The sequence below is a fragment of the Scytonema hofmannii PCC 7110 genome (genome assembly GCF_000346485.2).
Classification (GTDB): Bacteria; Cyanobacteriota; Cyanobacteriia; order Cyanobacteriales; family Nostocaceae; genus Scytonema; species Scytonema hofmannii.
Map to the genome: position 1 here is coordinate 9506341 of NZ_KQ976354.1, position 13243 is coordinate 9519583.

Consider the following 13243-nt stretch of genomic DNA (forward strand, 5'->3'; position numbering starts at 1 on the left):
GTCACTGGTCACTGGTCACTGGTCACTGGTCACTGGTCACTGGTCACTGGTCACTGGTCACTGGTCACTGGTCACTGGTCACTGGTCACTGGTCACTGGTCACTGGTCACTGCCAAATAAACTGCCCAAATCGCCATAGCCCGTAAATAGACGCAAGCGCGGAAGGTTCCGACAGCCGTAATAGCTTCAGGAGTGCGGAATTGTAGCCCATTGTTGTAAATTTGGCTAACTACAGCTTGTGTTAGTTGAAATGCTTCATCTTTCATGCCCATTTGTACGAGAAATGCGGCTAGCCCAAAATTGATTCCCGTCCAAACCTCCAGGGGATGAGTGGCTTTAGGATTCTCAGGCGAACCATCAGGACGAAGACCATTGGCAGCACCAAATTGACCATCATGAAACTTGAGGAAGCAGGCTTCGTAAACAATTTTTAAGGCAGATGCAGCACAATCAGGTGGTACGATATCTGGTAAGCCCAACAGGCGAGCATAAAATTGTCCACACAGTTGGTCTGCCATGACGACATCAGAACCACTCTGACTATCTAGCCGATAATATTGCCCGTTCCAAAGTTTTTCTTGGTAAACAGGGCGAGCTTGTTCTAACCAAGCTTCATAGATGGATTTTTGAATCGCAGCGTTGTTTTGACTATCTGCTAAAATTTCACAAATAGCGATCGCCGCTTCTAGTGCTGCCAACCACAATCCACCACAGTAAGCGCTAACTCCTTGCAACCGCCAGTCATCAAAAGTTTGGTCGGGTGCGCCGGAATTCTCAGGAATACCATCTCCATCTTTATCAAAACTCTTAAGATAGTCCAAGGTTTGGACGATAGCATTCCAACACTCCGCTAAGAATTCCACATCATTAGCACCTGTAAGGAGAAAGTCGCGGTATACTTGTACAACAAAATCGCTACCTAAATCCTTCCACAAATTACAATCTTGATAACTTGTGTAATTGGTCTTTTCCCAAACGTGCTCGTTTGGTGCGCCCAAATCGTGAGGTGTTGCACCTTGAACTTTACGGACTGCCATTGGACTTTCTGCTCCAATGGTGTAATAGTATCCAATAACACGGGGAGTACTGTCACTTTTGGGAATTGCTCGTGCAAAAGCCCGCATCACTGCTTTTTCCAGTTCTGGAAACAGTATTAGTAGGGCAAAAGAGCCGTAAAGCCGGACATCTAAACTTTCATACCAGCGATAGTCCAAGCACTCTAGCACGGCAAACTGGCCGATGGGATCGCTTTTTGATGCTGCACTCCAGAGAGTTCCGCCACTTGTGAGATCGTAAAGCTCGTTGAAAAGAGCCATCTTGAACCAATCGGGTAAGTCTTGACGCTCAATAATAGGCGTTTGCCATGCGTGAATTTGAGCTTGCCAGGTTTCATATTCTACTAAGGCTGCTGTTGCGATCGCCCAAGCATTCTCACCGTTGACACCAAAAAAATCCGTATATCTGCGGTAATAGGTAATTCCTTCTGCAAATTCTGTTACAGGGAAATCCCAAGCTAAGACAAAAGGAAGTTTTATAGTTTCCCCTGGTTGAAGAGTGAACCGAAGGGCAAGTGCAACTCCAAGCTGTTCGCCCTCTGTCACTGGGGTTTCATCTGTGTAGTTAGACAAGGAACCATTTTGGGCGAAGCTTTGCCATATTTCCTCACCCGTCCCCGTTGGATTCCATCGAGTGTTGTAATGTGCTTCAACCAACGGATGTTTTTGAGTGGCAATACACCACTGTCCATCACCTTCGGTTAAAGGTTTATCACTTTTCACCCGACTCATCAAACAACCAATATATTCGCCCTTTTCTACAAGCTGGTTAAAGTTACCTTGGCTTTCATTCAAACGCGATCGATACTCGTAAACTGGGCTGCCATCATCCCGCACCCTGACTTCAGGAGATTTGAGGGCATTGGTAAACCAACCTACCATATTTTGCCAAGTCAGCATTATGCTGAGCGTTATAGGTGCATTTGTGGTATTTTGTGCAGTCCAGACGAACACTGCTACCGGATAACTTGTTTCCTTGTAGTTATTAGCCCAAATTGGGGAGAATTGCTCGCTCTTTAGCTGTGCTTGAAATACCCCTTCATAAACAAACCAACTGCGGGGATATAACGCGTGATAGCTTCCCGTTGAGGGTATTTTGGATTTTGGATTTTGGATTTTGGATTTTGGATTATCCCCCTCTCCGCTTTCTCCTTCTTCTCTCCCTCCTCCACTTGCTGGATACCACTGCCAATCTGATAGGGTACCATCCTCTGGTGCTTTTGTACATAGCGCATAAGCTTTTGAGGAAGAATTATCTGACTCAAACAAGCTGAATTGACAGGCGGGAATGTTTTTGAATACGTGTTCGCCACCATCAATGTGCCAGAGATTGAAGTCTCCTCGTGAGGAGCGACCAATACACCCTGCACCAAAGCCGCCAAGAGGCATTCCGTGCCATGGACCATCGTCAATATTACTTGCATAGCGGACTGTATATGGAGTATCCCAGCCTAAACCAATGGGACGGCTCCAAACGCAGGAAGGCATGACGGAGAAAGGCTTGTTACTCATTGCTCAATTATACGGCGGTTGGTGCATAGGAGTGAAACAAAGATTTTTTTGATAGGCAGTAGGGAGTAGGGAGTAGGGAGTAGGGGGTAGGAGTTAGGACATAATGACCAAAATCCAAAATCCAAAATCCAAAATCGAATTAGTCTCATTCCATATCAAAAATTACTTGTAATTCAGCATCTGGCATAAGCCGACGCAAGACTGCTAAGTGACCATCAGCATCACTGCGGCTGCGGAATCGACCTATAATAGTTTGTTGTGTAGGTGAAAGCACGCGGATAACGATCCAAGGTGCTAGTGCTGTGCGGTAACCTTTAGTTTGTCGATTCAACACGTCTAAACCTCCCTTTAATTGCATAAATAAAAACGGTAATTGTTACAACCACGTTGAAAAAAGAATGCGATAGCATAGTTGAGTGAGATTAAGCCCAGGTAAGGTTTTCTCAATCCAAAATCTAAAACTTACTCATTCAAAATGGTATGTTTTTGCCAGAAAATCGCTCTTTATCTCATGTACCAGACACAAAATTATTCCCCATGCCTTGCTTGGTGGAGTTTTTACACACCACAGGTACTAAAGAGTGTTAACACATCTATACGCACACTCTGTTACCAGTAAGACGAAAGCATTTCGTGTCTCTACACTCGAAAAAAGCGATCGCCTGACGTGCAGAGATTCCAGTTTATGTAATTGGAATAACTAGTTCGAGTTGCAGAACATTAGTTCACGGTGAGATGCAATTCGCTGAAATCAAAACTGAAAAAAAGGCAGATATCGACTACAGGCGTGACCTTTTGGTTACTACCTTGTTGTTATTTTGCTTACACTTTACTTGTAAGTGGTTAAGTTCTCGTGAAACACTATAGTTGAATTGCTAAAGTGTTAAGAAAAATGAACTAACTGAAGAACTGAAACTTACCAGGACAAGTTTGAAGTAAAAGCTTGCATTAACTTAAGAAGAGTTACGCTAGAAATTAACTTCAATTTTGCCGACAGCTTTTAAATTCTCCTGCGGTCAACACCACTCATTCAAAGTCCAAAATTCAAAAATGCGATATTTGAATGAATTGTCTTGAATTTTGAGATTTTCCAAGGTGAGTGACGAGTCACTACCCATCAAATCTAAAGGTCTAATCAACCAAAAAATTAAGTATTGGTTGACGATATGCAAACATGAAATACATATAGCAATCTGCAAACTCAGTCGCTCCAGCTAACTTATTAACATCATTCTAGACCGAGATGTTTGCAAAAGGCAGAGGGGTCTCAACCCACATTTGCAAAATATCTGTCGATGATGTCAAATAAGCCAATTGATTCAGAAAGCCAGTAAATCTAGTATTTAGAGCCTGTTGAACAGTCCCAGTTGCAGATATTACAGCCTCAATCTTATTTGTGAAGTCTTGTGTTGCTGATTCCAAGATTTCGCAGTGGAGCCTGCCACTGCCACGTTCATCACTCATATTCATACGATGCTACCCGAGGATTTAAATTTCTCACTTACATTTACATTCGTTAAAAACGAGAACAGGAAAGAAGGAACATTTATAACAAAAAGTTGTGATTGTTGCTAGTGAATTTCCACAAAGTGATAGATGTGGAAAGAAAAACCCCAGGTTCATCACCTGGGGTACGAACAACACAAAGGCGTAGCGGTTGGCACTGGAGTAGTATTAAAACCGATCGCAAACCAAAAAGAGGAGCTTCTAGCCTTGTGTAATGCGTTTGTTGGTGCAAGAACGTATTAACACTCACAATACTAATGCAAAAATTAGTCTGGTTGCCAAAATGCCAAATGAAAATTTACTGAATCAAAGAATAAAATATTGAGTTAGAAATAAAATAAAGGGGAGAAACCCCACACCCCTATATCGGATGGAAGGCTTATAAAATAAGAGAAAGGGTCACGAGTTTTAGCGAGGGAGTGAGGGGATAAACCCCACACTTTCATATCTAATTCCAACTCATTTAATAATAAAAATAAATAGTTTTAGATAGGGTATGGGGGGAGAAACCCCACACTTTTACATTTAAAACAAACTTATTTCAAATCCAGCAAACCATCTTCTTTTAATTTAGGATTAAAACGAATTTGTGCTTGCAAACCACGTGCTTCTAGAAGGGTTGAGATTTCAGCCTCTACTCGCCGTGCCACATTTTTGATAATTTTCGTTTGCGTCAACTCATCATTTACAGGGTTTTCATAATGAGTTTTCTCTTCAGGTGTCATGACTGCTCTTACATCGATTGGCTGTGTCCATTTATCTTTGTTGTCTGTATTGCCCAAGGGGATACTGCCATTTTCCGCAATCCAAGCCTTCTCGATATTTTCCAGCAGAGTTCGGCTCGGACGTTCGATGGTTTGGGCTTTCACCCAATAGCAGTGATGCGGTTGTCTGACCAAATGCTGCCTCAGACTAAGATAAACGTCACGGGAATATCCTACGAATTGCAGCGCATGTTCTTGGTCATAAATCGCATACACTCCGATTTTACTCTGCAACTGTTCGGGTAGTTGACCGCGATCGTCGATATAGGGAAGATATTCCAAGCTCTTTAAAGAAGGAATATTTGTTTCATCTACCATAAGTCAATTTACACAAGGTTGATTCCTAATGCTATTATCTGACACCCCGTTAACCTCTTGAAAATCCTTCTTCCTCACTCCCTACTCCCCACTCCCTACTCCCCACTCCCTATCAAAAAAATTTAGCTACCATGTGGATATATATTTGCATTAATAGCTAATGAACTTTTGTAGTGATAATGTTGTCGGGGTATCTCCAGAAATTATGGCAGCGCTCGTGGAATGCAATCATGGAGTTGCGATGCCTTACGGTAACGACGATCGCACTCTATACTTAAACCATCTGTTTTCCGAATTATTTGAGACAGAGGTATTAGTATTTCCTGTAGCCACTGGTACCGCTGCTAATGCACTTGCTCTATCAGTGATGTCAACTCCTTATGGAGCAATCTACTGCCACCATCAATCTCATATTAACTGTGATGAATGCGGTGCTCCTGAATTTTTTACAGGCGGAGCAAAATTGGTAACCCTGCAAGGAGAGCATGGCAAGATAAACGCCAAAGATTTAGCAGGTGCGATCGCTCGTGCTGGTACTGGTATAGTACATCACGTTCAACCCACTGCTGTCAGCTTGTCTCAAGCGAGTGAAGCCGGTACAGTATACAGTATTCGTGAAGTTGCTCAAATTGCTGAAGTGGCACACTCTCACGGGCTACCACTGCATATGGACGGTGCGCGTTTTGCTAACGCCGTTGTTACCTTGGAATGCACTCCTGCAGACATAACCTGGCGTGCTGGAGTTGATGTGTTGTCCTTTGGTGCAACCAAAAATGGAGCAATGGCAGCAGAAGCCGTTGTATTTTTCAATCCCGATTTAGCACAGACCTTCATCTACCGTCGCAAGCGTAGCGGACATCTATTTTCTAAAATGCAGTTTTTGTCCGTGCAGTTAGAAGCTTACATAAGAAATAATTTGTGGTTGAAGAATGCTACCCATGCTAATCAGATGGCAAAGGATTTAGCCGAAAAGTTAACAAGACTGCCCGGAATTACCCTGTGTCATCCTGTGGAAGCTAACGAGATATTTGTTCAAATGCCAGAACAAGTCATTGTCAATCTTTTCGCTGATGGCTTTAGGTTTTACCGTTGGGATGGCGAAGATTCTACAACAGTAAGGTTGGTCACTGCTTTTAGCACAAAAGAAGACGATATTGCAGCGCTGGTTGATGCGACTCGGAAGTACTGCTTTCAGCATTTATCAGTAACAGATAATTGAACATCAGTTCGATGTTATCTTTTCCTACTTTCTCAGCAAGCCCTACTTAAAAATCATTCAAATGTATCGATAAAAGGTTTTGGTCAGTATGTGACAGTTGTGAGTGCGAAATAAGGATTAGATCCCAGCCTTCACGCTCTCTCAAATGTTTCTACTTAATTAAAAGTATAATTTTATTCTTAAAAAAAAATTGGGTAATTACCGCTTGTGACACTTAGGGTGCGGAATAGGGGATGAATAGCCCTTAGGGAGAGGAAAATGAATTTGATCTCCCTTCTCCCTGGGGGAGAAGGGTTGGGGATGAGGGCTACAACACTTGCAAAAGTTGCTTAACCTTAAGGCTTTGCCGTTGCTCAAATTCCAAGGGGAAATTTAACTCCAGGACGATTCTACCGTTGTCTTCTTGAACTGCAGAAACTTCAACAACAAACTTGCTTGGTGGAAGGTTTCCCATCTGTTGACTCAATAACAAACCAACCATTGGTTTGGTAGCTCTTATCCTGTTCAAGTCTTCGTCTCTAAGTATGCGATCGCCAGTTGTCGCTCGTCTACCTTCTAATTCCAATCGCAAATCCGTGACTCCCAGTTCCGTGGCAACTCCAGGGAAGAAATGACCATCCCAGTAAACCTCGCCAACAGCACTCACTTGCTTGCGGACTTTGTCACGAGTACTGTGTTTGATATCCCGCAAAGAGCGAGTCAAACTCGTTGTCAAGAAACCAAGAGAAACAAATGGCTGGTCTATATTTTGTCGAGTTTGGGAATACCACTCGCGCACATCTGAATACAGCACCAAAATTAAATTATCCATTTGGGCGCGACTTGGGTTAACAAAATCAATTGCCAAATGTGTTTCTGTCGCATTTACAGGAGAAGCTCGAACAACCCTTGCTGTTAGCAAGACACGGGCTGTAAAATCTCCGACAACCTCAACTTCTATTTCATCTGGTAAGTTTGCCCAAGATGCTATGGAAATTAATGCCCCAGTTTCTGAGATGTTAACAGTCTCGCCAACAATTTGTTGATTGTTAGAAGAAATGATAACGGGGAGACGCCGCCCCAAACGGTGAGCAGAACGAACTTGTGGTTGTTCTAGACCAACCAGCAATGCTGCTATCAGTAGGATGAGGTTAAAGCCACACCATAAAGTATTCACAAAAACTGCTTGCCAATCTTCTGGACGAAGTAAAAACCAATAAGGAACGGCAAGTAAAGAGGCAATCACCATGACCATCACCACTACCAAACCCCGCATAGACCGCCAGTCAAAATTGCGTTTGCGGACATTAACTCCTTTGTCAGTCACGTTAAATGAACCTAGTTTGGGATTGATTAGCGCCAGCATCGTCACCCATCCAGCTTGGAAAGACATCACAAATTCAAAAATTTCATTCCAAAAGGAAAACCTGACAGTTTTGTAGATGATGTGGTTGGTAAATAGGGCTAGCAGAACATGTGGGAGAGCATAGGCTACAGTTTCCAAACCCAAACCTTGAATGGGGTTAATCCCAAATAACAAAAACAATGTGGGCACAACTGCGTAAGTAATTCGGGGGTATCCATACAAGAAGTGCGAGGTCGCACTAAAATAACAAATTCTTTGAGGAAGTGTTAGCTTGAGCTTTGGGTTAAACAGGGGATTTTCCAGTCGTAAAATTTGCGCCATACCTCTCGCCCAGCGCACTTGTTGACCCACATAGGACGCATAAGTTTCTGGCGCTAAGCCAGCCACCATAATTTTGTCATAGTAGACAGACTTGTAACCCCGCGAGTGCAACCGCAGTGCCGTGTGACAATCCTCCGTCACGGTTTCAACAGCAATTCCCCCAACTTCTAAAGCATGGGATTTACGAATTACAGCTGCAGAACCGCAGAAAAAGGAAGCGTTCCAAAAATCGTTACCTTTTTGCAGTACCTTATAAAATAGTTCATTAGCAACTGGAATTCTTCCACCCGTTAATAAATTGCGCTCGAAGGGGTCGGGATTATAAAACCAGTGAGGAGTTTGGACAAAGGATACTTTTGGATCGTAGAAAAACCCTACTGTATTGAGTAGAAATTGACGCGATGGAATATGGTCGCAATCGAGAACTAACACCAAATCGCCATCAGTTTGACGAAAAGCATTGTTGATATTACCTGCCTTAGCGTGTTCGTTAGTGTCTCGTGTCATGTGCGTGCAGCCAATTTCGTCGCACATTCTGCGGATTTGTTCCCGTCTGGAACGGAACTTTTCGCGGCGTGGATCGTCCTCTTTATATCTTTCCGGGCGACCATCATCCAAGACATAAATACTTTTTTTCCCTGATGCGTAGTCGCAAGCCATTGCTGCTAATACAGTTTTGCGAACAATTTCAACATCTTCATTAAAAGTAGGGATATAAATATCAACAGTAAACCATTGTTCTTGCGGAATGCTTGAGAGATCGATTGGCTGGCGGTCTTTTAATTTTAAAGTTTGAAAGTATGCGAGTACCAATGTTAAAACAGCGTAAAGTTCTGCACTGTATAGCAGTAGACAAGTAATGCTATTTAGCCAGCCATCAAAATTGAGAGTATAGCTTGTGCGGTAATAAAAATAGCGGAAAGTAGTTACTAAACTTAGCCATACCATGAATAGGTGGTAGTATTGGCTAATTTCTGGGGAAGACTCTTGTTCTTCTGCTTGTACAATTAATTGACCCAGTACAACTAAAAAGATAGCTATAACTGATTGTTGCCATACTTTAAGTTGGGTAACAATCAATGGAATTGAGATGACAAGCAGCAGTAAGACAAGCCATTTAAAATATTTGATGCCTACTCTGTCTAAGGCGCGATCGAAGAATCGAGGTGTACGGTCAATCAGCCATTGACTTAATTGAGGTCGTCTTTGTGGTTGGGGTGAATTGAAGGAAGACATTTGGATTTTGGATTTTGGATTTTGGATTTTGGATTTTGGATTTTAACCGCAGATGAACGCAGACGGACGCAGATATTGGTCTTTATATCCGCGTGTATCCGCGTTCATCTGCGGTTCTAATTAGTTCCTATCGGCAACAGTTAAACGTTTTAAATACAATTGGACAATTCCATAAAGTAGGAACGATATACCTAAAATACCAAGAGGAATTAAGAGCCAGTTTTCTTGTAAAACTCTTGATATTTTGCTTAGTAAAGAGGTGTTTTCTACGCGAGTGTTCTCGTTGGCAGTTTGAAGAAATTTGAGTTGGTAAGCGTTTGAATCATAGGGAGTTAGGTCTTTGCGATCGCTACCTACAAGTGCTGTATCCTGTTGCAGTTGATAGAACCAAGAGTCATTCTTGATAACTTGTCGAACTCTTTCTAAACCATCTTCTGTTTGTGCTGTTAAAGCTAAGATGATTCGCTCTTGACTCCATGGAGAAACGATTTCCTTAATCATTCCTTGAGTATCTTGTGGAGTTTGAATCGCACCTTGTGCTGATACACGAGAAAACGCATTATTTAAGTTTAAACCTGTAGATTTAAAGACTTCAGGTAAAGGAAATTTTTCGCGAGTGCCTATACCTATTAAATGCTCATTTTTGCGAATAGTATCAGGTAATGTTTCTAAGGTAAACACTTTTAATTTCACGGAGTTTGCTTGGCTCAAGCGTCCCAATCTTTCACTTAGAGATAGTAGAGTGAGGATATCTGTATCCGATGGATTTTGCGGCATCACAATTGCCGTTTTAGATAAATCTTGAGGTGCGACAAACGGGAAACCAAATTGTAAGAGTTTTAAATCTGGGAGTTTCACAGAAACTTCTCGCTTCAAATCGAAGCTTGTGTCAGAATGCACTGTGCCTAACAGTTGTTGATCGGCTGCAGTCGTACAATTTTGTTTGTCGAATGCATCTTTAGGATTCATCTGGAAGAATATCTGAATCTTAGAGTTGGAGTGCAGTAAGTTTGCGGGTAAATCGACTTTTAGCTGTTTGCGAGTTTCTCCAGCATCTGAAGATAGACGTGCGCCACCAACGTATTTGTCATCAATTAAAACTTCCACTGCAGAAGTTCTAGGGTTCATTTGAGGACTGTAGCTATAAACTAGGTTCATAGAACTGCCACGCAAAAATCTGTCATCTGGTAAAGCGCGGAAATCGATTTCAATTGGCGGTGCTGCTGAACCACGCACGCTGATATCACTCAATGGATCTCCACTGAGTTGAGATGTCAGGTCACTGAGTTTAAAAGAGTTTGCTTCTGGAAGGTAACGAGACCATTCACGCGGATCTGGTGATGCTAAATCTTTCACTTGGTTAACTAAGATGACCGAACCCGTACCTATCTTTCGCAAGTCTGGCTGTACTAAAAACTGTACTGCCTTCATCACACCTTTCAACCCATTACCAGTGGCAATCAAAACTGGAGCACCACCACCCTTTTCTTTAGCTGTGGTTACAATTAATACTCCAGTATCCTCTGGTATGGGATTTTTATTGCGATCGAGAATTTGACCATTAACAACAGGAACAGTTAATTTCAAAGAAGCTAGAACGGGTTGTTCGCTAGGAGTCCCAATAATCGCTAAACGTTGTTCGGGCTTGACATCAGTGACATCAGTCACCATGCTCGTCTCTAGGGGACGAAAGTCCGCAAGTCTCCCAAAAGTTGCTTGCAAACGCGCAGCCGCCGTTAACCAATACTGACTTGTCTGAGTAGGTTGCAGGTAAACAATATGATTAGTCTCTAAACCAAGCTCATCAAAAAAAGGATAAGGATAGCGGCTGAAGTTAAGAGGAAGTGGTTGCCGTTGAAAATTGAAAATCAATTTAGAATCAGGTAAAACCTCCGTCCATAAATTAGGGTCTTTAGGGTCAGTACATTGAGCAGAAGTATTTTGCTCTGCCACTAACTTCAGTTCGTTGTAATTCTGAAGAAGTTTGGGTGGAATATTGACCAGCATTTGACTAACTTGGGATTGTTTTCGATTCAGAGGAATACTACCCACAGCCGTGTCATTAACCATGACCGTCAAATTAGAACGGTTGCCATATAACGCAGGCGAATGTTGGAACCTTATTAGAGCTTTTACATTATCAATTTTCCAACCACGAGGACGAGTAAAGCCAAGACGACTTTGGGCATAAATCCCTCGCAAACGCAACCGATTACCAACAATTGGACTGCGATTAAACTCAAGGTTATACGTAATCAGTTTTTTTTCTTGACCAGATACAACCTTCTTACCCTGAGCTTCTACTCTAGGTATAGAATTAGGAAATAGTAAAAAGCAAACAGTCAAAAGAATGGCTTTTTTGTTGATTTGAAAATGACGAAACAAGAACTTCATACGATTTTAGATTTTAGATTTTGGATTTTAGATTTAACTTCATTCTGTTTTTTAAGATTACCGCTCTTCTTTTCCTCTTTCTTAGCGGTCTTCGCGTCTTTGCGGTTTATTTAAATAAGTCATCATCAAGCGAGGAAAAAATACTTAAAAAAGACTAAAACATTTACCAAAGTGATTTGTAAAACTCCCTTCTTCCCTCAGCGCCCTCAGCGCCTCTGCGGTTCATTAAAATTTTCATAATTCAAATAAGATTACTTACTCACTTGACCCCTCAACAACTGCTGAGAAATAATCGACGGAGGAAACAATCCCAACCAAGCAAGATTTTGAGTATAGTAAGCAGATTTATCATCCCAAATTCCCTGCTTGTATTGAGGTAGCAATTTCTTCACAAGCAACTCTTTAGCCAGTCGCGGTTCTACTATTTGCCAAGCAGCATAAAGCATGGCATACTGCGCCGTTGCTTCATAATTCACCAATCCTTTTCCTTGTAAATCTATACGTGCTGGTAAACGCGATCGCTCCCGCCAAAGCTTTTGTAAGTATTTAGTAGATGTTTGAAGATAACGCCGTGCTTGCGGAGAATTAAACCACGCAGCATCTAATGACACGCGCCACCAAACTCGATAAGCATCAAAGCCATATATAGTTTGCAGTTCTCCCGACAGTGGTAAAGTTTGGTATTTGCCTGTTGTCGTATCTAAAGCAACCCAGTCACTCGGCAAACCAACTGTAGAAAGTTGTGTTGATTGTTCCAGAACCTCATAACTCGTATCTATCAAACTCAACCAATCTCGTTTGGGATCGACTTGAGCAAACATCCGAAAAGCATAGGGTGCAAGATAAGAAGGATTGAGGTAAAGAGTCGATTGATTACTGACAAATGCACTCGCAGGACCAGGTAACAAATACCACTTTTCTTTTGGCGCAGATGTTACCCCTAAATTCCACAAATCTTGTAATTTGGCTTTTGCTAATTCCAGGTACTCAGGACGATTCCAACGCCGGGAAGCAAAAATCAAGGCAGTAATAGCATCAATATCACCATCACTGGCAAAATTATTATCGATAGTACCCCAGTTACCATCGGTATTTCGCCCCCACTTCCAAGCCCACAAGTTATCCGCACGCTTGCCATTGACTTGTCGTTGAAGATTATTTTCCCCCCACTTTAAAGTGAGAGCAAAAGTCTCAAAGTCATTCATCAGAACTGCTCGCAGCATGGCATAAGCTTGACCTTCACTGGTTGAGCGATCGCCCGCTTCATAATCAATCACCCGTCCATCACCCTGGATAAATCTTTGGCGATAGCTTTCCCAACTTGCAACCAATAACTCTCGATTGGGAGTAGACTGCGGTAAACTCGCCAATAATATTGAGTTATTTTTGTCACTTTTAAACAACGTAGTTGTCGTCATTGGGGTATTCCTATTTGGGGTTTCCGTGACTGGATAACTTGAGACACAAGCATTTAAAACAATTAAGCTCGCAATAGCCATAACTCTTGGAAAAGACTGCATTTTTAGGGAGTAGGGAGTAGGGAGTAGGGAGTAGGGAATCAAGAATAAGAATT

Annotated in this window: 8 protein-coding genes; 2 read left to right on the plus strand and 6 right to left on the minus strand. The window is 42.2% G+C overall.

Annotation, left to right across the window (positions count from 1 at the left end; all coding sequences use genetic code 11):
- Nucleotides 1-92: 92 nt before the first annotated feature.
- A complete protein-coding gene (locus WA1_RS40090; protein WP_026135226.1) occupies nucleotides 93-2567 on the minus strand; it encodes a GH116 family glycosyl hydrolase in 2475 nt (824 codons plus the stop codon).
- 145 nt (nucleotides 2568-2712) lie between these two features.
- Nucleotides 2713-2925 carry a hypothetical protein gene (locus WA1_RS40095; protein ID WP_017748621.1) on the minus strand — a complete coding sequence of 71 codons (213 nt, stop codon included), beginning with the start codon at nucleotides 2923-2925 and terminating at the stop codon, nucleotides 2713-2715.
- Nucleotides 2926-4163: 1238 nt separating this feature from the next.
- On the opposite strand from WA1_RS40095, the gene WA1_RS57655 reads away from it, so the two are divergent.
- Complete coding sequence (locus WA1_RS57655; protein WP_017748623.1) at nucleotides 4164-4316, plus strand: hypothetical protein; 153 nt, start codon at nucleotides 4164-4166, stop codon at nucleotides 4314-4316.
- A 293-nt stretch (nucleotides 4317-4609) separates the two neighbouring features.
- Here WA1_RS57655 and WA1_RS40105 read toward each other — a convergent pair whose 3' ends face one another.
- On the minus strand, nucleotides 4610-5155 hold the full coding sequence (locus tag WA1_RS40105; RefSeq protein WP_017748624.1) for a GIY-YIG nuclease family protein: 546 nt from the start codon (nucleotides 5153-5155) through the stop codon (nucleotides 4610-4612).
- A 160-nt stretch (nucleotides 5156-5315) separates the two neighbouring features.
- On the opposite strand from WA1_RS40105, the gene WA1_RS40110 reads away from it, so the two are divergent.
- Nucleotides 5316-6374, plus strand: a complete 1059-nt coding sequence (locus tag WA1_RS40110) for a threonine aldolase family protein (protein ID WP_017748625.1) — start codon at nucleotides 5316-5318, stop codon at nucleotides 6372-6374.
- 307 nt (nucleotides 6375-6681) lie between these two features.
- Here WA1_RS40110 and bcsA read toward each other — a convergent pair whose 3' ends face one another.
- From bcsA to WA1_RS40125, 3 genes are all read right to left on the minus strand, one after another.
- Complete coding sequence (bcsA, locus tag WA1_RS40115) at nucleotides 6682-9276, minus strand: UDP-forming cellulose synthase catalytic subunit (protein ID WP_017748626.1); 2595 nt, start codon at nucleotides 9274-9276, stop codon at nucleotides 6682-6684.
- A gap of 120 nt (nucleotides 9277-9396) precedes the next feature.
- Complete coding sequence (locus WA1_RS40120; RefSeq protein ID WP_017748627.1) at nucleotides 9397-11670, minus strand: cellulose biosynthesis cyclic di-GMP-binding regulatory protein BcsB; 2274 nt, start codon at nucleotides 11668-11670, stop codon at nucleotides 9397-9399.
- A 251-nt stretch (nucleotides 11671-11921) separates the two neighbouring features.
- Nucleotides 11922-13169, minus strand: a complete 1248-nt coding sequence (locus WA1_RS40125) for a family 8 glycosyl hydrolase (RefSeq protein ID WP_017748628.1) — start codon at nucleotides 13167-13169, stop codon at nucleotides 11922-11924.
- Nucleotides 13170-13243 lie beyond the last annotated feature (74 nt).

Excerpts from the sequence above, each read along its gene's own strand:
- WA1_RS40090 (WP_026135226.1), bottom strand. The coding sequence starts at position 2,567 with ATGAGTAACAAGCCTTTCTCCGTCATGCCTTCCTGCGTTTGGAGCCGT.
- WA1_RS40095 (WP_017748621.1), bottom strand. The coding sequence starts at position 2,925 with ATGCAATTAAAGGGAGGTTTAGACGTGTTGAATCGACAAACTAAAGGT.
- WA1_RS57655 (WP_017748623.1), top strand. The coding sequence starts at position 4,164 with ATGTGGAAAGAAAAACCCCAGGTTCATCACCTGGGGTACGAACAACAC.
- WA1_RS40105 (WP_017748624.1), bottom strand. The coding sequence starts at position 5,155 with ATGGTAGATGAAACAAATATTCCTTCTTTAAAGAGCTTGGAATATCTT.
- WA1_RS40110 (WP_017748625.1), top strand. The coding sequence starts at position 5,316 with ATGAACTTTTGTAGTGATAATGTTGTCGGGGTATCTCCAGAAATTATG.
- bcsA (WP_017748626.1), bottom strand. The coding sequence starts at position 9,276 with ATGTCTTCCTTCAATTCACCCCAACCACAAAGACGACCTCAATTAAGT.
- WA1_RS40120 (WP_017748627.1), bottom strand. The coding sequence starts at position 11,670 with ATGAAGTTCTTGTTTCGTCATTTTCAAATCAACAAAAAAGCCATTCTT.
- WA1_RS40125 (WP_017748628.1), bottom strand. The coding sequence starts at position 13,169 with ATGGCTATTGCGAGCTTAATTGTTTTAAATGCTTGTGTCTCAAGTTAT.